Source organism: Pseudoalteromonas sp. S1609 (assembly GCF_005887255.1).
Taxonomy (GTDB): domain Bacteria; phylum Pseudomonadota; class Gammaproteobacteria; order Enterobacterales; family Alteromonadaceae; genus Pseudoalteromonas.
On record NZ_PNDJ01000035.1, the window covers coordinates 1 to 21,650 of the forward strand.

The following is a 21,650-nucleotide window of genomic DNA, read 5'->3' on the forward strand; positions in this document are numbered from 1 at the left end:
ACCCTTCGGGCAGCGCCTGTTTGGCATTGATGCTGCGTTATCGCCTATTTATGGGGAATACCACACCACATAGGCTCTGCCTTGCCTAAATACCAAACAGACTGCTGCAAATTTAACCTTGAAAGATCAACAGACCCTCATAATAATAACAGATAGTCTTTGCATTTAGCCATCTATACATTTAAACTTCTTTTTTGCGCCGATTTGGTCTTTGGCTTGCGGGCGCTGTTGAGTTACTTATCTGGTTAGATAGTAAAACAAACAACTAAATTCAGCTAAAAGAGGGATGCTTTGGCTGTTAAGTATATCAATCGGTTTCGATTGCTATGAATAATTAATGAGGATTATGATGCAGCCATCATTTGATAAAAATAAAGCAAGATTTTCTTTGCTACCCCTACTCACCTTTGTTGCTATTTTTTTAGGCTCAGGCTTATATTTGCAATCTCAAGGGGTTGATTATGCATTTTATCAACTCCCAGCACCGGTCGCTATTCTACCTGCGATTGTTTTAGCCTTTATCTTAAACAAAGCCAGTATTAATCAAAGTGTAGAAACCTTTATTAAAGGCGTGGGTAATAACAATATTATTACCATGTGCCTTATCTATTTATTAGCAGGTGCTTTTTCTGCGGTTGCAGGGGCAACCGGTGGCGTTGACGCGGTTGTTAATGCTGGTCTCTCTCTTATTCCCCCTTCATTACTTCTGCCTGGTTTGTTTTTAATTGCAGCGGTTATCTCTACTGCGATGGGCACGTCAATGGGAACTATCGGTGCTATTGGCCCAATTGCTTATGCAGTATCAATGAAAACAGGGATTGATCCCGCATTAATGGCCGGTACCATTGTATCTGGCGCCATGTTTGGTGATAACCTATCAATAATTTCCGACACTACGATTGCAGCTACCCGCACGCAAGGCTGTGAAATGAAAGATAAGTTTAAAGAAAATCTTAAAATTGCTGTTCCGGCCGCTATCCTTACTATTGCATTACTATTGTTTTTAACGCCTGCAGCACAAGTAGTTGATACCAAAGACTACGATATTTTATTAGTACTTCCTTATGCCTTTATTCTAGTCTTGGCGGTAATGGGCTTTAATGTATTTGTAGTACTGTTAAGCGGTATTGTTTTCGCCGCATTGATGGGCTTTACCGGAAGCTATGAAGGCGCCAGCTTTGTAAAAGATATTTACCAAGGTTTTAGCGACATGCAGGAAATATTTTTACTGTCTATGTTTATTGGTGGCCTCTCTGAGTTTATTCGTATTAATGGCGGCCTCGACTACATCGCGCAAAAAATTCAAGCAATCACTAAGGTCATTGCAAAATGGCATCGCAAGGTAGCGGATCAGTTAGGGATAGCTGCATTAGTGCTAACCAGCAATATGTGTATTGCTAACAACACAGTGTCTATTATTGTGACTGGCCCTATTGCTAAAAAGCTAGCTGACGATGGCGGAATTAGTGGTAAACGTTCTGCCAGTTTATTAGATATTTTTGCCTGTGTTACCCAAGGGTCTTTACCTTACGGCGCACAAGCACTTCTGCTTGGTGCTACATTTAAAATTAGCCCGTGGGAAGTATCAACCTCATCTTACTACTGCTTTATTTTAGCTTTTACCGCTATTGCGGTTATTTGTTTACGTCGTAATAAAGCTTAAATCTTCTTTAAACAGTGTATTAGCCACATGCTAGTACACTGTTTATGACAATAAATAATTAACAAATTAACCGTCTTTGCTATAATGTGGTATTCAGCGTGTCACATAAAATATGGTTATGAAAATTAAAAACTTACTTCCTCTCGTTGCACTTAGTGCGTGTGCCTTAAGTTCAACAGCTACTGCTGCTAATTGGAGCAGTACTGCGCTTCATATTAACAACGGTAATCATAAAAACCCGTTCACTGAACAAAAATCAAGCACCACGGTTTATTCATTGCAACATGCTTCAGGCCATGACTATGGGGATAACTTTTTCTTTATTGATTACAGCACTGATGGCAATGACGATAACTACCAAGATCAAGACTTTTACTTTGAAGGTTATTCTACGCTTAGCTTATCGGCCGTTATGGACGAAAAAGTAGCGTCAGGTGCGCTCGTTGATGTTGGCCTAACCATGGGTATTAATGCCGCAGGCGATGCTAAAGTTGTTAAATACTTACCGGGTGTAAAATTAAGCTGGGATGTGCCTGGTTTTAATTTCTTCTCAACCCTTGTGACTGCCTACATTGATGATAGTGAAGGTGTTGCAAAAGGCGGTGCACCTATTGAAACTAACAGCTGGATGTTTGACGTTGCTTTTGAATATCCATTTATGATTGGCTCACAAAAATTTAGTGTTAAGGGTCATGCGGAATATATTGCTGAGCGTGAAGATGAGTTTGGTAATGACGTACGCGCTTGGTTTTTAGCTCAACCTATTATTGTATGGGATATGGGGCATGCGCTAGAAATGAAAGAAAACACCTTACTGTTAGGTATGGAGTGGCAGTACTGGCATAACAAACTTGGTACAGATGTTACAGAGTCAGTTCCACAAGTACACATAGAGTGGACTTTTTAATAATTAAATACTTAACTATTAAAAAATAAAACCTGTCATTAGACAGGTTTTTTTATGGTTGATTACAACTTACACTGCGGATTTTTACCTTGTGCTTTAGCTGTTCTTTGCTCACTAAGCGCTTTACCCATTTGCGATTGTAAATTTGCAATACGGCTTGTTGGTGCTGGGTGAGTTGATAAAAACTCTGGCGTTGCCCCACTGCCCGCTTGACTCATATTTTGCCAAAGCGTAACAGACTCTTTAGGGTTGAAACCTGCTTGCGCCATTAAATCTAAACCAATAACGTCTGCTTCTGTCTCATGTGAACGACTAAACGGTAAAACAACACCATATTGAGCACCAAGACCAAGCCCTTGCATAATTTCATTACGGTATTGCACGTTACCCATTTCAAGCGCCGCACTGCCCACTTTCATTCCAGTTTGTAAAATAGAGCTTTGTGAAACACGTTCATTTGAGTGCTCTGCAATCACATGACCGACTTCATGACCTAAAACAGTTGCAAGCTGATCTTGATTTGTAGCAATTTTTAATAATCCAGTGTGCACGCCAATATAACCACCTGGCAATGCAAAAGCGTTTGCAGATTCATCTTCAAAGACCACCACTTCCCAATTTTGAGATGCATAATCTGTAGGAAGCACGGCTACTACTTTGTCAGCAATACAATTGACGTAACTGTTAACTTTTGGGTCTTTATTTACCGGCTGTGTTTTTTTCATTTGGGCAAAACTCGCAGTGCCCATTTGACTCATTTGCTGATCTGAGTAAAGCGCAATCTGTGTGCGTCCAGTTGGTGATGTTTTACAACCTACTAATACTGCACTGGCAAGTACTGCCAAAACCAATTTCTTCATTATAATGCCCTAAAAAAGTTTGTTACTGAGTATAGAATACCAAACGCAGTGTTAGTTTAAAATCTTTGCTTTTTGCGATTAAACAATTAAGTTAGCAGGCAAACTAAGTTTATCCAACGCCATTGCCCTGCTATACTGCCCAACCTATATTCGTTGTTTTGAGTTTTTAAATGAGCGCTTCGGCTTCTTCTTTTAATACCCGTATTTTATTGCCTTTATTAGCCAGTATTGTAGCAATCACGCCTTTAGCCATTGATATGTATTTACCGGCTATGCTGGTAATTGCCAACGATCTCAATACTAGCATGCCAAATGTTCAAATCTCGTTGAGTATCTATTTAGCAGGTTATGCATTGGGAATGTTATTTTTTGGCCCCATAGCCGATCAAATTGGCAGGCGTAAACTGGCACGAATAGGGCTCAGTTTATTTGGCTTGAGTTCACTCGCTTTAGCATTTACCACTGAAGTGCATACTTTTTGGCTGTTAAGAGCAGTACAGGCATTTACAGGGGCGGCAGCTACGGTTGTGGTTCCTGGGATTATTAGACACATATATCAAAAAAATACTGCTAAGGGTATGTCGTACGTGTCTATGATTATGATGATAGCGCCTTTACTTGCCCCCTCTATTGGCTCAGTTATTTTAGGCTTTTCGCTTTGGTCGACTATTTTTATTGTTTTAGCGGCTTATAGCTTTGTAATTTTACTTTTTGTGCAGCGTTACTTAATTGATATTCCGATATTTAAAAATGATCGTAAAGGGTTATCGCTTTTCTTTTCAAGTTACAAAGTGGTATTGAGCAACCCGCATGCTCGCGCTGATATTTTAAGCTCGATGTTTGTGTCGTTTGGCTTTTTTTGCTTTTTAACCTCGGTTCCTTATATTTACCTCGACTTATTTAAAGTATCAGAGCAATTATTTGGTCTGCTATTCGCTTTTAATGTAATGGCGCTGATGTTTGGTAACTTTTTAAACACTCGCGTAGTACCACGTATTGGCTCACGAAAAATGCTTTATTACGGCTTAATATGTGGCTTTATCTCTGGCACAGCATTACTCAGTTTTAGTGTAATACATTCATCGCTTTACTTTATTGTTGCGGCTATTGCCCCGTTAATGATGAGCTTAGGCATAATAGCAAGTAATGCAGATTCATTAATTTTGATGAAGTTTGAACAAAATACCGGAACTGCTACGGCGGTTATCGGAACCTTGCGTTTTGGTAGTGGCGCATTAGTAGGCCCTATATTAGCGGTAATGCATGCACAAAGTGCGGTTCCATTTTCTAGTTTAATGTTTAGTGCGGTGGTACTGACAATACTGGTGCAGTTAATACATTATTTTAAAGACAAAAAAAATGCCTCATAATGAGGCATTTTTAAATTATATACTTAATTAAGCGTCAGCGGCTTTAGATACCATAACCATTGCAGGGCGTAATAAACGACCGTTTAATGTGTAACCTTTTTGCATTACTGCTAAAACAGTATTTGGGGTTACATCGTTGCTTGGTTGGATTGACATTGCTTGATGAAAGTCTGGGTTAAACTGCTCACCTTGAGGGTTTACAATTTCAACACCAAATTTAGCTACCGCGTCGTTAAAGCTTTTCACTGTCATATCAATGCCTTCAAGTAAAGGCTTAAGCGTTTCATTTTCTTTATCAGAAAACTCAATAGCACGCTCTAAGTTATCTATAACAGGGAGTAATTCATTAGCAAACTTTTCTAGTGCAAACTTGTGTGCTTTTTCTACATCTTGTGCAGCGCGACGACGCATATTGTCCACATCTGCAGCAGCGCGAACTACGCTATCTTTTTGATCTGCAATAGTTTGCTTTGCAGTTTCAAGCTCGGCATATAACATAGCAATTTCTGCTTCAGGGCTTTGCTCTTGCTCAGCATGTTGTTCTGCTGCTTCAACTGCCGCCTCAACGTCAGCTTCCATTTGCGTCACTTCTTCGTTCAGTTCTACTTCTTGCTCTGGGTTTTGTGTCTGCTCAGACATAAAATATTCGCTCCAATTCTTTACAACTGCGGTAATTATGGGGATTGAATAAAAAGATTCAAGAGCTCAATGGCTCTAATAATTTAAATTCTTGGATTATTTTCTCTAATTGCGCTGATTTTGGACAAATAACACAAAAGCGACTCTGATATTCTTGATTTTGAAAATACGGCACACTAATCACAATGAGTTCATCGCAGCTACTGAACGGTAAGTTTTCAGTATTGAGAATAGAGACCCCATTTTTAAAAGCGAGTTTATCTTCAACAAAATTTAAAAATGATACACCAATATTAAGGCTTTGCTCACAATCTATTTTTTTATAAAGGTAGTTTTCGCCAACAACGATACTGTTATCTGAGCCTAATTTTTGGCTTAGCTCACGGGTCCATTGAGTTAAAGAGTCATGACAATTACGCGGAGCCGTATTGGCCATTGCCTGCATTCGGTAGAGGCCTTCAATTAAAGATTGTTGACTAAAAACCGTATTGAGCCAAGTAGCAAATTCATAGCGTTGGCTATCGCTAGGGTCATTAGGCTTATTAATACAAATATTGTGGCTCTGCCCTGCTCTATCTAAGAGTAAAATAAGCCAGTTGTTTGCATCAAAGTCGAGCACTTCTACCCTAAATACCTGCTGTGTTCTAACCTGCGGTAGCCCCACACAACAGCATACTTGGTAACGTTGACTCAAGCCATGCGCTAGCTCAACCAATTGTGCCTGCTCAGGTTGCCAATAATTAGCAATATCATTGAGCGTAAAAAACTCATCAAACCAATAGTCAAACCCATCATTGGTTGGCACTCGGCCAGCCGATGTATGTGGTGAATACAACAAGCCTATTTTTTCAAGGCGCGCCATCGCGTTACGCACAGTGGCAGAGCATACCGCCATACCTTTTTGCTTTGCAATTTTTGTTGACGGCACAGGTAAGCCATCGCCATTACAGTACATACTCATAACAGCGGCAAATATTTGCTGATCTCGTGGGTTTAGTTTCATGTTATCTACATCTTTATGCATAGCTGTTATATCGGGGCTAAGTATTATTATTTCAAGTATAAAAAATACAATAAATCTAAATTTTACAGTGAATTAATTAAATCCGCTGGTTATTACTAAGATCTGTGTTTTCAAACACTTCTGTTTTAGGTTACTCTACAAATATTAGAACTCTCAGTGTATTTATTATGGACTCTCCCTTTAACACTATCGGCTTGATTGGTAAGCCAAATCACCCTAATGCTGCCGCTACTTTACAACGATTACATACGTTTTTATTAGCTTTAGGCTTTGAGGTGATTGTTGAAAAACGTACAGGGAGTCAACTTAGTGATGTACCGAGCGACAAACTCGTAAAGCTCGTTGATTTAGGCGAGCGTGCCGACTTGGCGATTGTGGTTGGAGGCGATGGCAACATGCTGGGTGCTGCACGGGTGCTTGCTCGCTTTGATATAGCCGTAATCGGTGTAAATAGAGGTAATTTAGGCTTTTTAACTGATTTGAATCCAGAAGGGTTTGAGGGTAGCTTAGAACAGGTACTCAGCGGCGATTACATTGAAGAAAAACGTTTTTTATTAGAAGTTGAAGTGTACCGTCATAACGAACTTAAAAGCGCTAATTCTGCAGTAAACGAAGCAGTGCTTCATGCTGATAAAGTAGCACATATGATTGAGTTTGAAGCCTTTATAAACGATGACTTTGTATTTTCTCAACGCTCCGATGGTTTGATTGTGTCGACTCCAACAGGCTCAACGGCATACTCTTTATCAGGCGGTGGGCCTATTTTAACACCAGAGCTTAATGCAATGTCACTGGTTCCGATGTTTCCACATACTTTATCAAGTCGCCCTTTAGTGGTGGATGCTGATAATGAAGTGCGTTTAAAGCTTAGTTTAGAAAATACTGATAGCTTACAAGTAAGCTGTGACAGCCATGTTGTACTCGCCGTATTACCGGGTGATGAGGTAGTTATACGTAAAGCTGACAAAAAATTACGCTTAATCCACCCAAAAAATTATTCTTATTATAATGTGCTACGTAAAAAGCTTAATTGGGGTAGTCGTCTATACTAGTTTGAACGAATTTTAATCTGAAAAAATCATTAGCCCCTAATTTTATTGCCAAAGATGCAACTTTAGCGCAAAATATTGGACTAGAAATTTTAAATATCATCAGGAAAAAGTAGTAATGAATTATGTAGTATTTCTTGCTTTATTATTATTAATTACTTTACTTGGCAGTTACTTGCTAATTGAGAGTAATCGAAAAAAATCCATTGAAGCAAAGAAAAAGCTGTTTAACGAGCGCGTAGCAAGTACTCAATCACGTTTAAAAACAAAACTCAGCGAGTTACTTGATGCAAAAGTCATCAGTGCTAAGCACCTTCCTAGAATTCAAGCCGTTGTTAGTAACTTTTTTGTGGTACAGCCTCACACCGATGAAAATTTAGTTAAGTTGGAATCGTTATGTAACCAACTTATTAATATACTTAATGAAGAACTTATAAAAACCTATAAAAGTAACAATAGCCAAGCATTTGCCGACAGCACTCAATATTTTATAGCAGAGTTGCCAGCTCAAGGTATTTTATACAATAAAAATTTTTACCAAGAAGTCCTTCCTACGTTAATCTTAAAGTTGAAAACTGAAGAAAACATACAACCAGTTGATAATATTGATCTTAACGATGAAACCCTTCCTATTGATGAAGAAAAAAAAACACTAATTGAGCCCAGCCTTGCTTAAAATATAGAAATTTAATTTGCAATAAACCAAAACACTGTATAAATTAACAGTTAATTCACTGGATGGATGAACAGTATGTTAATTGGTTTAGAAATTAAAAATTTTGCAATTGTAAGTAATTTAAGCACTGAATGGCATTCGGGCATGACCGCTATTACCGGTGAAACGGGTGCGGGTAAATCAATCGCTATTGATGCGTTATCACTGTGCCTTGGAGAAAGAGCAGAAGCATCTGCTGTGCGCCCGGGCACTGATAAAGCCGAGGTAAGTGCGCAATTTGATTTAAGCAATTTGCCACACGCCCATGCATTTCTAGAAGAGAACATGCTTAATAATGACGATAACGAATGTCTACTTCGTAGAGTTGTTTGCAAGAATGGCCGCAGCAAAAGCTACATTAATGGTAGCCCTGTCACAGCTGCACAGCTAAAAGAGCTAGGCCAATATTTAATTTCTATACACGGTCAACATGCACACCAGCATCTATTAAAAGCAGAGCATCAATTACAGCTACTGGATGATTACGCCGGGCACCAAAATCTAGTTAATGCTGTAAGCCAACGCTATAAACGTTATGCTGATTTACAAAAAGAATTTAAACAACTAGAACATCAACAGCAACAACAAGCTGCGCAGAAACAGTTATTAGAATACCAAGTAGCTGAACTTGATGAATTTGCCTTGCAAACAGGTGAATTTGAACAAATAGAAGCAGAGCATTATAAGCTCAGTAATAGCCAAACTATTTTGCAATCTTGTCAGCGCGAGCTACAACACTTATACGAAAGTGATGAGCAAAATGCGTGCTCTCTTTTACAACACAGCGCGCAACAATTTAATGAACTTGCACATTATGATGAAACCCTGGCCAATGTAGCAGCATTACTGACAGAAGCGGCGGTTCAAGTTGAAGAAGCAAGCAGAGAAATACGCAATTATACTGAACAAGCTGACTTAGATCCTACTCGATTAACGGAAGTAGAAAACAGGCTCAGCGGCGCTATGGATTTAGCAAGAAAACACCATATAAAGCCACAAGAGCTCGTTGAGTTTCATCAAAATGTAACACAAGAGCTAGACTCTATAAGCAGTAATAGTTCGCGCCTCGAACAGCTTGAAGGTGAAATTACAGCAGCTCTTGAAGATTATCAAACGGCTAGTGAGGAATTAAGTGCTAGCCGTCATCAATACGCTAATACACTTAATGGCTTGATCAGCGAAAGCATGGCTAATTTATCTATGGAAAATGGCGTTTTTGAAATAGCCCTTACAGCACATACCGATCGCTCTCCAAACAGCTTAGGTTTTGATAATGTATCGTTTTTAGTATCAACAAACCCAGGGCAACCATTGCAACCTTTAGCAAAAGTAGCCTCTGGTGGTGAGCTATCACGCATTAGTTTGGCTATTCAGGTTATTATTGCCCAAAAAGTCACGACTCCTACGCTTATATTTGATGAAGTTGATGTCGGTATTTCTGGCCCAACGGCTGCTGCCGTTGGTAAACTACTGCGCCAATTAGGTAAATCGACACAAGTAATTTGTGTAACTCATTTACCCCAAGTGGCCAGTAGTGCTCATCAGCAATTTTTTGTTGCCAAAGAAATCGCTAATGGTGAAACATTTACGCATATGCTGGCATTGAATAAAGATGGCAGGGTTAATGAAATTGCGCGTTTGCTGGGTGGTGATAACATTAGCAAAACAGCTAAAGCAAATGCGAAAGAGCTTATAAAAGCGCACGGATAAAATTATACATTTATAGTGCGTTACCTTAATACGGTGAGGATACCTTGATGCAAACAACGGTCATTTATTTTGGCTTAGCAATTAACTGGCTACTACTTATAGTTAGTGTACTTTTAGCCATGTTTAGCAAGTTTAAACATACACAATTTAAACAAGGCTTATATCGTTTTTTAAATATGGCATTGATTGTACATATTGTTATTGCTGTTATGTTAGTTTTTAGCAGCACAACTATTAGTGGCTTAATAACACTTAGTTGGTTGGTTATTAGCCTACAGCTTGTTTGTAACATTATCTGCTATAAAAGTGTGAAACGTCGACAAGCCAGAGTGAAATCGAGCCTTGATCACTTCTCGATGGATTAACTAACATAGCGTTTAAAAATGCCCGCAACCTGTGTATTGCGGGCATTTTTATTTGTAAAACTGAGGGAATAAAAAAGCAAACCCGAAGGTTTGCTTTTGACTCCATTCTAAAAAAGAATTATTTACACTTTTAAATAATCCATAATGCCTTCTGCAGCATTACGTCCCTCAAATATAGCGGTAACTACTAAGTCTGAGCCACGAACAATATCGCCTCCAGCAAATATTTTAGGGTTGGTAGTTTGATGAGTAAATTCACCTTGTTCAGGTGCATTAATACCGCCCCAGTGGTTAATTTCTACATCGTACTGTTCTAACCAGTCCATTTTATGAGGCTTAAAACCAAATGCCATAATCACTTGTGTAGCTTCAATAATGTGCTCTGATCCCGGTACTTCTTCAGCACGACGGCGGCCGTTTTCATCTGCCTCGCCAAGCTGAGTTTTTACCATTTTAACGCCGGCTACAGCACCTTTATCATCAAGTACAATCCCTTTAGGCTGAACGTTATAAGTAAAAATTACGCCCTCTTCTTTTGCATTTTTTACTTCGCGTTTTGAGCCAGGCATGTTCTCTTCATCACGACGGTACGCACAGGTTACCTTTAATGCATTATGACGAATGGATGTTCGCACGCAATCCATTGCAGTATCACCGCCACCTAGTACCACTACTTTTTGGTTTGCCATATCAATGCAGGCTTGTTTAGACTCATCGTAACCCATAACACGATTAGTGTTACCAATTAAGAATGGCAGGGCATCATGCACCCCCGGTGCATCTTCGTTCTCAAGCCCTGCACGCATACTTTGATAAGTCCCCACTCCCAAAAATACAGCGTCATACTCATTAAGAATTTCATCCATGCTAATGTCTTTACCTACTTCAACATTAAGTTTAAATTCAACACCCATTTCGGTAAATATTTCGCGACGTTTTTGCATGACTTCTTTTTCTAATTTAAAAGAAGGAATACCAAAGGTTAACAGCCCACCAATTTCAGGGTGACGGTCAAATACCACAGGCTTTACGCCATTGCGTACTAGAATATCAGCACAGCCTAACCCTGCTGGCCCAGCACCAATAATAGCCACTTTTTTATCAGTCCATGTCACATAAGACATGTCTGGCTTCCAGCCCATTTTGAACGCGGTATCGGTGATGTATTTTTCGATGTTACCGATTGTTACCGCTCCAAATTCTTCATCTAACGTACATGAGCCTTCGCATAAGCGGTCTTGTGGGCATACTCTTCCACACACCTCTGGCAAACTGTTAGTACGGTGCGAAAGCTCAGCGGCCTCTAAAATGCGCCCTGTACGGATCAGTTTTAACCATTGTGGAATATAGTTATGCACTGGACATTTCCACTCACAATAGGGGTTACCGCAATCAAGGCAGCGATCTGCCTGTGAATTAACTTGGTTTTCTGAAAAGGGTTCATAAATTTCTACGAACGATTTTTTACGCGACGAGATTGGTTTCTTGCGTGGGTCTACACGCTGCACGTCTATAAATTGATATACATTTTCGCTCATACTGCCCCCTTATTGCGCCTGAACACGTAGTTCGGCGCTACTGCGAGCGCGATGCCCGAGTAAACTTTTTACGTCACTTGATTTAGGTTTTACTAATTTGAACATCGGTAAATAAAGTTCAAAGTTAGCTAAAATAGTTTCTGCTCTGCATGAGCCTGTTAGCTCTAAATGGTCAGCAATTAAGCCGCGTAAATGCTCTTGATGTGAACTCAAATCATCTAAAGTAACCACTTCAACCAACTCTGGGTTAATGCGTTTCTCAAAATCACCTCGTTCATCTAAAATATAAGCAAAACCACCGGTCATACCTGCACCAAAGTTAACTCCTACATTACCAAGTACACATACCACGCCACCGGTCATATATTCACAACCATTATCACCAACACCTTCAACAACAGCTTGCACACCCGAATTACGCACAGCAAAACGCTCACCAGCACATCCGGCTGCAAACAATTTACCGCCAGTGGCACCATATAAACAGGTATTACCTACGATGGTTGCTTTGTGACTTTCAAATGACGAACCCAGTGGTGGGCGAACGACTAGCTTACCGCCCGCCATCCCTTTACCAACGTAATCGTTAGCATCACCAACTAGAGTCATTTCAAGGCCGCCAGCATTCCATACCCCGAATGACTGGCCAGCTGTACCATGAAGTTCAATCACCACTGGATCTGCTGCCATACCTTGATTACCGTGCTTATCAGCAATATAACCAGAAAGCATTGCGCCAACCGATCTATTGGTATTACATATACGACTCACTAATGAAATGCCGCTTGAATTATCAATTGCCTCTTTTGCCTTGCCTAGCAAGCTCTCATTTAATTCACCTAAATAGTGCGAGCTATTTGGTGCACTGCAAAACAGTGTTTCACCCGTTGGGTTGTTCGGCTGAGCGATAACCGCTGATAAATCTATTTTTTGCTGTTTGGCTGTTTTGCCTTCAATGGCTTCGAGTAAATCTAAGCGACCAATCAAATCGGTTAGGTTTGCAACACCCAAACTTGCCATAATTTCACGCGCTTCTTGAGCTATAAACTTAAAGTAGTTCATCGCCATTTCTGGTAAGCCGTGATAATGCTTTTGGCGCAGTGTATCGTCTTGGGTTGCCACACCAGTAGCACAGTTATTTAAGTGACAAATTCGTAAGTATTTACAGCCTAACGCCACCATGGGTCCGGTACCAAAGCCAAAACTTTCAGCGCCTAAAATGGCTGCTTTGATGATATCAAGCCCGGTTTTTAACCCCCCATCTGTTTGCAGGCGAATACGATGACGAAGGCCATTTTCGACAAGTGCTTGTTGCGTTTCTGCAAGGCCAAGCTCCCATGGGCTGCCAGCATATTTAACCGAGGTTAAGGGACTTGCACCTGTGCCACCATCGTAGCCTGAGATAGTAATTAGATCGGCATACGCTTTTGCAACACCGGTTGCAATTGTTCCTACGCCCGGTTCAGATACCAGTTTTACTGAAATCAGTGCATTCGGGTTTACTTGCTTTAAATCAAAAATAAGCTGGGCTAAATCTTCAATAGAGTAAATATCATGATGCGGTGGCGGTGAAATTAGTGTCACGCCTGGTACCGAGTAACGAAGCTTGGCAATATAGGGCGTTACTTTTTCACCTGGTAACTGCCCGCCTTCGCCCGGCTTAGCGCCTTGAGCCACTTTTATTTGAATGACATCCGCACTGCGTAAATAATGAGGTGTTACACCAAATCGACCTGAGGCCACTTGTTTAATCCGTGAATTTTTTTCTGTACCGTAACGAAGTTTATCTTCGCCACCTTCGCCAGAATTTGAGCAACCACCTAAACGGTTCATAGCAATGGCTAGTGCTTCATGCGCCTCTGGTGATAATGCACCAATACTCATCGCTGCAGAATCAAAACGTTTATAAAGCTCAGTGGCAGGCTCGACGGCATCAATGCTTATACCCTTTTCAGGTAGTTTTAAAGCCAACATATCGCGCAAAGTCGCGACTGGACGGTGATTAACTAGCTTTGCGTATTCGCTGTAATCACTATACTCGCCGCTACGTACTGCTTTTTGTAACGTTTGAATCACATCAGGGTTGTAAGCATGATACTCGCCGCCGTGAACGTATTTAAATAAACCGCCATGGCTTAATAATTTACGTTTACTAAGCGCCAGTTTATGCAAGCTTTGCTGATCGTCATCGAAGTCGCTAAAACACGCCCCTTTTATGCGACTTGCAACGCCCTTAAAACACATCTCAACAATCGCGTCAGATAGACCAACTGCTTCAAACAACATCGAACAACGATATGAAGCCACGGTGCTAATACCCATTTTCGACATGATTTTGTACAAGCCTTTATTAATTGCTTGACGATAAGCCAGTGTCACTTCGCAGTATGACTTATTAATTACCTTGCTATCGCTCATGGCCACAAGTGACTCATACGCTAAATACGGGTAGATTGCGGTTGCACCGAAGCCAAGTAGAACAGCAAATTGATGCGCGTCACGAACGCTACCGGTTTCAATAATGATGTTAGACTCACAGCGTAAGTTATTATCTACCAAGCGTTTTTGTACCGCACCCACCGCCATAGCTGCAGGAATAGGTAATTGATTGTCATCAAAGTTACGATCCGTTAATACCAGCATAATGCAGCCTGATGCTGCTTTTTCTTGTGCTTCATCACAAACACGCTTAACGGCGTTTTCAAGTCCTTCTTCTATGGTGTAAGTAATGTCAATCTTACAGTAACTGTAGTGTGCTTCATCGGCATTGAGTAGCTGCTGCATGTCAGCATACATTAAAATAGGGGTATCAAATTGCAGGCGTTTAGCATGCCCTGTCGTTTCATTAAATACGTTTTGTTCACTGCCAATACACGTTGCCAACGACATTACATGGTTTTCACGTAACGGATCGATTGGCGGATTAGTCACTTGGGCAAACTTCTGGCGGAAATAATCGTAAAGTGAACGATGCCCTTCGCTTAGGACGGCAAACGGCGTATCGTCACCCATTGAACCGGTAGCTTCTTGACCATTTTCACCCATAACACGAATAACACTGTCTAGCTCTTCATTAGTATAGCCAAACATCTTTTGATATTTGGCTAGAGTTGCATCATCGAATGAGCGATTACCTGCATCTTGCTCAGTCAGTGCTTCAAAAGGTGTTAAGCGTTTAACGTTTTCTTCTAACCACGATTTATAAGGGTGGCGTGATTTTAAATCTTGGTCAATTTCATCTGAATGCCAAATTTTTCCGAGTTTGGTATCAATAACGAGTAGCTCGCCTGGGCCAACACGTCCTTTTTCTACCACCTCATCAGCGGTGTAATCCCAAATTCCCACCTCAGAAGCTAAAGTAATAAAGCCATCTTGAGTAATAATATAACGCGCAGGGCGCAGACCATTACGGTCTAGGTTACAGGCTGCAAAGCGCCCATCAGACATAACGATGCCTGCAGGGCCATCCCACGGTTCCATATGCATAGAGTTAAAATCATAGAACGCACGTAAGTCGTCATCCATAGCTCGATTTTTTTGCCATGCTGGCGGTACTAGCATGCGCATCGCACGGAATAAATCCATACCACCAGCTAAAAATAGCTCCAGCATATTATCTAAGCTAGATGAGTCAGACCCTGTCTCATTAACAAACGGCGCTGCGCTTTGTAAATCAGGAATAAGTGGCGATGCAAATTTATAAGAGCGGGCACGTGCCCATTGGCGGTTACCTTCAATAGTATTAATTTCACCATTGTGTGCTAAATAACGAAATGGTTGCGCTAAAGGCCAGCGAGGCTGTGTGTTTGTAGAGAAGCGTTGATGAAAAACACAAATAGCACTGGTCATGCGAATATCCGCAAGATCAAGATAAAAATTAGGCAAGTCAGCAGGCATCATTAAGCCTTTATATATTGTGACTAGCCCAGATAAGCTCGCAATATAAAATGATTCATCATCCATTAGACGCTTTTCAGCACGACGTCGTGCAACATATAAGCGGCGCTCTAAATCTTTAGAACGCCAACCTTCTGGCGCACTAATAAAAATTTGTTCAAAACCTGGCAATTGTTTTAGAGCAATAGGTCCTAACATTGATGGATCGGTTGGAACCACACGCCAGCCCAAAATATTTAGCGTTTCTTTTTCTAGTTCTTCGCTTAAAACATCTTTGGCTGCTTGTGCTAATACCGGATCAGCATTGAGGAAAATCATCCCAACGGCGTAATTTTTACCTAAATGCCAATTATTCTCAGCAGCAATAGCACGAAAGAAGCTGTCTGGTTTTTGTAATAATAAGCCACAGCCATCACCTGTTTTACCATCAGCAGAAATACCACCGCGATGCTGCATGCGATCTAAACCGGTGATAGCCGTGCGAATGAGTCGGTGACTCGCTTGATTATTAACTTGGGCTATTAAGCCAAAGCCGCAATTATCTTTTTCTAGTTTTGAGTCATATAACATGGACCCCTCCCCTTGCTGCGCTGTTAACGTGGATGAACGGCTCGACGATTTGCTAACAGACGACCAAAATTAGCGTTATTCCACCCTTGAGTCAATATTTTTATGAATACATATTCATTATATTGAATATATTTCAATTTAATAAAAAATTATAAAACAGTGCCAAATATTAACATTTTCACGAATTTCGGATCGAAAAATAGATTGACACCGGTGTTATTTTTAAAAACTTGTAAATAAAATCTCTTCACAATAGGCAGTTTACGTAAACGTAAAGCAGCACCAGAATGAATAACTATTCATCGGGTGCTATTTCCTCTTTTGTGCTGTATTAGTAATTCATCTGAACACGACATTTAATTACAGCGGCTTCTATTAGCGCATAGTTTATTCAATAGATATAAACGCTCCCCTCATGTTATGCATTAATTAACAACTTGCTTTGCTTTACGTTGAGGTAACCTCATCCCATAGACAAATCAAAAAAGTGCCCGCAGCGGACACTTTTTATGTCCGCGGACATGTAAAACAAAAAGGGTAAAATTAAAAATCAAATAAATTCAATAAGATAAAAAATGGCATGCTATTCGAATACAGCATAACTATAAAAGTTTTGAGGATGTTCGAATGTTTACTATTGGCTTATTTTTAATTTCACCAATTATTCTATTTATTGCCTCGCTAATGATTACTGTGTTTGAAAAACACTAAGAGAATGAATAATGATTAAAGACACTAGCGGGCAAGACACGCAAATCTCACGACCTATAAATTTTAAAAAATACATCAGGCTGTTTATATTTATTGTGGGCCTAGTTGCTTTATGTGTATATGCACTATTAAATGCTGATCAAGAAGGTACTATCTCGGTTGATAGAGTAAGCCTACAAATAGCCACGGTGGTGCGCCAATCGCTAATACGCGATGTTGCAGCCAGCGGTAAAATTGTGGCCGCCAGAGCACCAAAAGTTTACAGCCCTGAACGAGGCTTTGTTTCATTGAAGGTTAATGCTGGTGACTCAGTAAAACTGCATGATGTAATAGCCATGGTTGATAGTCCTGAGCTCACAAACGAATTAAAGCAGCAACAGTCTGTTTTAGCTCGTCTTGAGGGCGAGCTACAACGTAAACACCTTGAGGCACGCCGCCAATCATTAAGCTTAAATAAAGCACTTGATCTAGCACAAGTAGAGTTAAACGCTGCCGATAGAGAAAATCGCAGAGCGGCCTTATCAATGCAAAAAAATGTGATCAGTCAAATTGATCACGAAAAAGCCATTGATGAGCTTGCCCGTGCAAAACTCTCTTATAAACATGCAGAGCAAGAAGTTGAATTGTCCAAAGATACACTTGCTTTTGAACTACAGGCCGCTAAACGAGATGTCACTCGTCAACAACTGATTGTCGATGATCTACTTCGTAAAGTTAATAACTTAACAATTAAAGCCACTGTGTCAGGGATTGTAGGTAACTTACTAGTTCAACAAAGAGAAGCGGTAACACAAAGCCAACCATTAATGACTTTAGTTGATTTGAGTAATTTTGAAGCAGAGCTACAAGTCCCTGAAAGTTATGCAAATGAGCTTGGTTTAGGTATGGACGTAGAGATAACAATGGGCGCTAGCAAAGTGATGGGCGCCCTCTCTGCCATTTCACCAGAAGTCAATAATAGAGAAGTCACAACGCGTGTACGTTTTGACAAAGACATGACGGGTATCAGACAAAACCAACGATTAACAGCCCGTATTTTATTAGAAAATCGTGACGATGTTTTACAAGTTAAGCGTGGGGCATTTTTACAACAAGGCGGTACACAGGTTTATAAAATTACCGGTGATACAGCTCAGCTCATTGATATTTCAATTGGTGCAACCAGCATTGATGCGGTTGAGTTAATTTCAGGGGTTCAAGCTGGCGATGAATTGATTATTTCAAGCTATAACAGTTTCAAACACACACACACATTATTACTTCGCTAACAATCGCGTAGAACCAAACAACAAAAGGAAAAAGCATGTTAAAGATGAATAATATAAGTAAAGTCTATCAAACAGAAATGGTTCAAACCCATGCATTACGTGATTTTAATCTACACGTTGATGAAGGCGAATTTATTGCTGTTACAGGCCCTAGCGGATCAGGAAAAACGACCTTTTTAAATATAGCTGGAATGTTAGAACCCTTCTCTGCAGGTGAATATTTACTTGATGGAATTGATGTAGGTAAGTTAAACGATAACCAGCGCGCTGATGTGCGTAACCAGAAAATAGGCTTTATCTTCCAAGGGTTCAATTTAATACCTGACTTAAACTTATACGAAAACATTGAAGTACCGCTACGTTATAGAGGTATTAAAGCCGCAGAGCGTAAACGTCGCATTGAAAAATGCTTAGAACAAGTTGGCCTTGCCTCTCGGGCAAAACATTTGCCACAGCAACTCTCTGGCGGACAGCAACAACGAGTAGCCATAGCACGCGCGCTTGCTGGCGAGCCACGATTTTTACTTGCCGATGAACCTACCGGTAATCTCGACAGCCTTATGGCTCGTCAAGTAATGGAGCTGCTTGAACAAATCAATCGCGATGGCGCGACCATCATTATGGTGACCCATGATCCTGAGCTTGCTCGCAGAGCGCCAAGAAACATTCAGGTGGTCGATGGACAACTTGCCGACTTTACGCTGTATCAAGGCGCACAAAACCTTAAAAATGTTGCAGGAGCGTAAGCCATGCTATTACATTACCTCGATTTAAGTTGGCGTAGCTTTAAGCGCACTCCTCTGGTGAGTTTCTTAATGGTGCTGGCGATTGCCATTGGTATTGGCATCACTATGACGAGTTTAAGCGTTTATCACATGATGTCGGCAGACCCTATCCCACATAAGAGCAGCCAATTGTTTAATGTACAGCTGCAAACCATGGATGAAGGCCATACTTGGTGGACGGGTGACGATATTCCTATGCAACTGACCTATCAAGATGCAGTTAGTTTGCACAATGCTCCAATCCCAGAAAATAAAGTAGCTATGATGCGTACTGGTTTCTCTGTGTATTTAGACTCAGATAAAGTTAAGCCGTTTACTGGTGAAGCACGCATGACCACACCTGACTTTTTTAGCATGTTTGATGTGCCATTTATTTATGGCGGTGTGTGGAGTGTACAACAAGAGCAATCTGCAGCCCCTGTTTTGGTGATTTCAAAAGAGCTGAACGATAAGTTGTTTGCGGGTGAAAACTCCATCGGCAAACTAGTCTATTTGGATGACGATAGCTACCAAATTGTCGGTGTTATTGATGACTGGCCCCTCAACCTTAAATATTACGATTTAAATAACGGCGCTTTTGATAAAATAGCAGACCTATTTTTACCCTTTAGTTTAATTAAAGCAAAAGAGCTCACCAGCTGGGGCAATAGCAATGGCTGGAAACATGAAAATATAAATACCTATGCCGATAGATTGCAATCGGAAATAGTGTGGATCCAATTTTGGGCTCAGCTTGATACACCAGAGCAAAAAACCGCTTACGGTGATTACCTCACATCTTACATTGAAGAGCAAAAAAAGCGTGGCCGCTTCACGCGAGAAAAACCTGAATATAGCCTGCGTGATGTAAACCAATGGATGGAATACAACAATGTCGTTAGTGAAGATAACAAAATACTGGTTAGTTTAAGCTTTATGTTTTTAGCGGTGTGTTTAGCTAATATTTTAGGATTATTACTAGCAAAGTTTTTACGCCGTGCTCCAGAAGTCGGCGTGCGTCGAGCACTCGGGGCAAGTAAGCGACAAGTCTTTCTACAGCATTTAGTAGAAGTAGCCATGCTTGGTTTTATCGGCGGGTTGCTCGGTATTGTACTTGCACAAATTGGCCTTCTCGGGGTAAGGCAAAGTTACGAATATTACAAAAACATAGCCACGATGGATTTAGCCATGTTATTAAGTGCCCCAGTTATCGCAATAACTACTTGCATTATTGCTGGGCTTTACCCTGCTTGGCTAGTGTGTAAAACCAACCCTGCCATTTACTTAAAGAGCCAATAAGGAGCTAATCATGTTAGAAATAAAACCAATATTTCATGCCCTTTGCCGCTCAAAGGTAGGCGCAATATTACTTTTAATTCAAATTGCAATTACGACAGCCATTGTCAGCAATGCGGCGTTTATCATTCAAGATAGAATCGCTTTTTTAAACCAAGAAACCGGCTACCCAGAGCAAGACTTGTTTAAGTTCAATGTGATGACCTTTGGGAAAGACGTTGATGCTAGCCAGCAGTTTGAACTAGATGAAGCCATGTTAAGAGCCCTACCAGGGGTTGAGAGTGCAGCGCAAAGTAGCAGTATTCCGTTATCTGGTAGTGGCAGCGCTTCCGGCTTTAATTTAAAACCTGCACCACAAGAAAGTAAAAATGTGCGCACTGCTTACTTTTTTATTGATGAGCACGGCCTAGACACATATGGCGTAAAATTAATTGCTGGGCGTAATTTTACTGAGGCTGAAGTACTCATTACAAATTCACCGACAGATAGAACAACTAATGTCACTGTCGTTACTGAGGCGTTAGCCAATGAGCTTTTCCCTGAGGGCAATGGCCTTGGTAAGACCGTTTATTTTGGTGACTTACCCCTACAAATTATTGGGATCACAGCGCCAATGAAAGGCCCTTGGCTAAAAGATAGTCACCCCAATAATGTCGCGCTTATTCCGTATATTCAAGGCAAAACTTACGCACAATTTGCTGTAAGAACAAAGCCAGGACAACGCGCAGCTGTAATGAAACAAATCGAAAATGCGATGCTCAATAATTATAGTAAGCGGGTGATCAACAATATTAAAGGTCTTGATGAACTTAAAGATCAATATATGGCTGCAGATAAACTTATGATGCGTATGTTAATTGTGCTCATAACCATACTGGTATTGGTAACCGCACTGGGCATTTTTGGTTTGACGCTATTTAATATAAACAAACGTACCAAGCAAATTGGAACCCGTCGTGCTTTAGGCGCTCGTAAATCTGCAATTGTTAATTATTTTTTAGTTGAAAATGCGCTGATTTGCATTGCTGGCTTATTTTTAGGTGCTATTTCAGCACTTTTACTCGGTCAGTTATTAATGCAACATTTTTCAATAGCGGCATTACCATCAAGTTATATTGCTGTCACGGCAGTCATGGTGTTTACAATGAGTCTTTTGGCTGTATTTGGCCCAGCTAAACGCGCGGCAAATATTTCGCCGAGTATCGCAACCCGAACCATATAGCACAGCTCCCAACCTATGCTACACTGGCTAAACGCGGTGTAGCATTTTCAATATTTAAATAATAATAAACAGCGATTAAATT

At 40.6% G+C, this 21,650-nt stretch carries 16 protein-coding genes; 11 read left to right on the plus strand and 5 right to left on the minus strand.

What is annotated here, in order from left to right; genetic code table 11:
- Positions 1–349 precede the first annotated feature (349 nt).
- Complete coding sequence (locus CWB76_RS10315) at positions 350–1,663, plus strand: Na+/H+ antiporter NhaC family protein (protein ID WP_138607392.1); 1,314 nt, start codon at positions 350–352, stop codon at positions 1,661–1,663.
- 118 nt (positions 1,664–1,781) lie between these two features.
- Entirely contained in the window at positions 1,782–2,570 is a 789-nt protein-coding gene (locus CWB76_RS10320) for a hypothetical protein (protein WP_055012946.1), read from the plus strand.
- A gap of 62 nt (positions 2,571–2,632) precedes the next feature.
- On the opposite strand, the gene CWB76_RS10325 is transcribed toward CWB76_RS10320, so the two are convergent.
- Positions 2,633–3,430 carry a M48 family metallopeptidase gene (locus CWB76_RS10325; RefSeq protein WP_138607349.1) on the minus strand — a complete coding sequence of 266 codons (798 nt, stop codon included), beginning with the start codon at positions 3,428–3,430 and terminating at the stop codon, positions 2,633–2,635.
- 170 nt (positions 3,431–3,600) lie between these two features.
- Between CWB76_RS10325 and CWB76_RS10330 the strand changes: the two genes are divergently transcribed.
- Positions 3,601–4,800, plus strand: a complete 1,200-nt coding sequence (locus tag CWB76_RS10330; RefSeq protein ID WP_138607351.1) for a Bcr/CflA family efflux MFS transporter — start codon at positions 3,601–3,603, stop codon at positions 4,798–4,800.
- A 27-nt stretch (positions 4,801–4,827) separates the two neighbouring features.
- Here CWB76_RS10330 and grpE read toward each other — a convergent pair whose 3' ends face one another.
- Both grpE and CWB76_RS10340 read right to left on the minus strand, forming a co-directional pair.
- Entirely contained in the window at positions 4,828–5,439 is a 612-nt protein-coding gene (gene grpE / locus CWB76_RS10335) for a nucleotide exchange factor GrpE (RefSeq protein ID WP_008113139.1), read from the minus strand.
- Positions 5,440–5,497: 58 nt separating this feature from the next.
- The gene (locus CWB76_RS10340; protein ID WP_054201107.1) at positions 5,498–6,463 is read right to left on the minus strand and encodes an HrcA family transcriptional regulator; all 966 of its coding nucleotides are present in this window, start codon (positions 6,461–6,463) and stop codon (positions 5,498–5,500) included.
- Positions 6,464–6,630: 167 nt separating this feature from the next.
- On the opposite strand from CWB76_RS10340, the gene nadK reads away from it, so the two are divergent.
- From nadK to CWB76_RS10360, 4 genes are all read left to right on the plus strand, one after another.
- The gene (nadK, locus tag CWB76_RS10345; protein ID WP_008464501.1) at positions 6,631–7,515 is read left to right on the plus strand and encodes an NAD(+) kinase; all 885 of its coding nucleotides are present in this window, start codon (positions 6,631–6,633) and stop codon (positions 7,513–7,515) included.
- Positions 7,516–7,630: 115 nt separating this feature from the next.
- Positions 7,631–8,188: a hypothetical protein gene (locus CWB76_RS10350; protein WP_138607353.1), complete on the plus strand. Its 558-nt coding sequence runs from the start codon at positions 7,631–7,633 to the stop codon at positions 8,186–8,188.
- Between the two features lie 75 nt (positions 8,189–8,263).
- Positions 8,264–9,937, plus strand: coding sequence for a DNA repair protein RecN (recN, locus tag CWB76_RS10355; RefSeq protein ID WP_138607355.1), 1,674 nt, complete (start codon positions 8,264–8,266; stop codon positions 9,935–9,937).
- 47 nt (positions 9,938–9,984) lie between these two features.
- Positions 9,985–10,302, plus strand: a complete 318-nt coding sequence (locus CWB76_RS10360) for a hypothetical protein (protein WP_138607357.1) — start codon at positions 9,985–9,987, stop codon at positions 10,300–10,302.
- Positions 10,303–10,424: 122 nt separating this feature from the next.
- On the opposite strand, the gene CWB76_RS10365 is transcribed toward CWB76_RS10360, so the two are convergent.
- Positions 10,425–11,840 carry a glutamate synthase small subunit GltD family protein gene (locus CWB76_RS10365; protein WP_013465171.1) on the minus strand — a complete coding sequence of 472 codons (1,416 nt, stop codon included), beginning with the start codon at positions 11,838–11,840 and terminating at the stop codon, positions 10,425–10,427.
- 9 nt (positions 11,841–11,849) lie between these two features.
- Positions 11,850–16,307 (minus strand): glutamate synthase large subunit, encoded by a 4,458-nt coding sequence (gltB, locus tag CWB76_RS10370; RefSeq protein WP_138607359.1) that lies wholly within the window; start codon positions 16,305–16,307, stop codon positions 11,850–11,852.
- Positions 16,308–17,029: 722 nt separating this feature from the next.
- Here gltB and CWB76_RS10375 point away from each other — a divergent pair.
- The 4 genes from CWB76_RS10375 to CWB76_RS10390 are packed head-to-tail and all read left to right on the plus strand — an operon-like array spanning position 17,030 to position 21,568.
- A complete protein-coding gene (locus tag CWB76_RS10375) occupies positions 17,030–18,286 on the plus strand; it encodes an efflux RND transporter periplasmic adaptor subunit (protein ID WP_138607361.1) in 1,257 nt (418 codons plus the stop codon).
- Positions 18,287–18,321: 35 nt separating this feature from the next.
- The gene (locus CWB76_RS10380) at positions 18,322–19,032 is read left to right on the plus strand and encodes an ABC transporter ATP-binding protein (RefSeq protein ID WP_138607363.1); all 711 of its coding nucleotides are present in this window, start codon (positions 18,322–18,324) and stop codon (positions 19,030–19,032) included.
- A 3-nt stretch (positions 19,033–19,035) separates the two neighbouring features.
- On the plus strand, positions 19,036–20,349 hold the full coding sequence (locus tag CWB76_RS10385) for an ABC transporter permease (RefSeq protein WP_138607365.1): 1,314 nt from the start codon (positions 19,036–19,038) through the stop codon (positions 20,347–20,349).
- Positions 20,350–20,359: 10 nt separating this feature from the next.
- The gene (locus CWB76_RS10390) at positions 20,360–21,568 is read left to right on the plus strand and encodes an ABC transporter permease (protein ID WP_138607367.1); all 1,209 of its coding nucleotides are present in this window, start codon (positions 20,360–20,362) and stop codon (positions 21,566–21,568) included.
- Positions 21,569–21,650: the final 82 nt, after the last annotated feature.

Excerpts from the sequence above, each read along its gene's own strand:
- CWB76_RS10380 (WP_138607363.1), top strand. The coding sequence starts at position 18,322 with ATGTTAAAGATGAATAATATAAGTAAAGTCTATCAAACAGAAATGGTT.
- CWB76_RS10320 (WP_055012946.1), top strand. The coding sequence starts at position 1,782 with ATGAAAATTAAAAACTTACTTCCTCTCGTTGCACTTAGTGCGTGTGCC.
- CWB76_RS10390 (WP_138607367.1), top strand. The coding sequence starts at position 20,360 with ATGTTAGAAATAAAACCAATATTTCATGCCCTTTGCCGCTCAAAGGTA.
- CWB76_RS10350 (WP_138607353.1), top strand. The coding sequence starts at position 7,631 with ATGAATTATGTAGTATTTCTTGCTTTATTATTATTAATTACTTTACTT.
- nadK (WP_008464501.1), top strand. The coding sequence starts at position 6,631 with ATGGACTCTCCCTTTAACACTATCGGCTTGATTGGTAAGCCAAATCAC.
- CWB76_RS10315 (WP_138607392.1), top strand. The coding sequence starts at position 350 with ATGCAGCCATCATTTGATAAAAATAAAGCAAGATTTTCTTTGCTACCC.
- recN (WP_138607355.1), top strand. The coding sequence starts at position 8,264 with ATGTTAATTGGTTTAGAAATTAAAAATTTTGCAATTGTAAGTAATTTA.
- CWB76_RS10340 (WP_054201107.1), bottom strand. The coding sequence starts at position 6,463 with ATGCATAAAGATGTAGATAACATGAAACTAAACCCACGAGATCAGCAA.
- CWB76_RS10385 (WP_138607365.1), top strand. The coding sequence starts at position 19,036 with ATGCTATTACATTACCTCGATTTAAGTTGGCGTAGCTTTAAGCGCACT.
- gltB (WP_138607359.1), bottom strand. The coding sequence starts at position 16,307 with ATGTTATATGACTCAAAACTAGAAAAAGATAATTGCGGCTTTGGCTTA.
- CWB76_RS10330 (WP_138607351.1), top strand. The coding sequence starts at position 3,601 with ATGAGCGCTTCGGCTTCTTCTTTTAATACCCGTATTTTATTGCCTTTA.
- CWB76_RS10365 (WP_013465171.1), bottom strand. The coding sequence starts at position 11,840 with ATGAGCGAAAATGTATATCAATTTATAGACGTGCAGCGTGTAGACCCA.
- CWB76_RS10375 (WP_138607361.1), top strand. The coding sequence starts at position 17,030 with ATGATTAAAGACACTAGCGGGCAAGACACGCAAATCTCACGACCTATA.
- CWB76_RS10360 (WP_138607357.1), top strand. The coding sequence starts at position 9,985 with ATGCAAACAACGGTCATTTATTTTGGCTTAGCAATTAACTGGCTACTA.
- CWB76_RS10325 (WP_138607349.1), bottom strand. The coding sequence starts at position 3,430 with ATGAAGAAATTGGTTTTGGCAGTACTTGCCAGTGCAGTATTAGTAGGT.
- grpE (WP_008113139.1), bottom strand. The coding sequence starts at position 5,439 with ATGTCTGAGCAGACACAAAACCCAGAGCAAGAAGTAGAACTGAACGAA.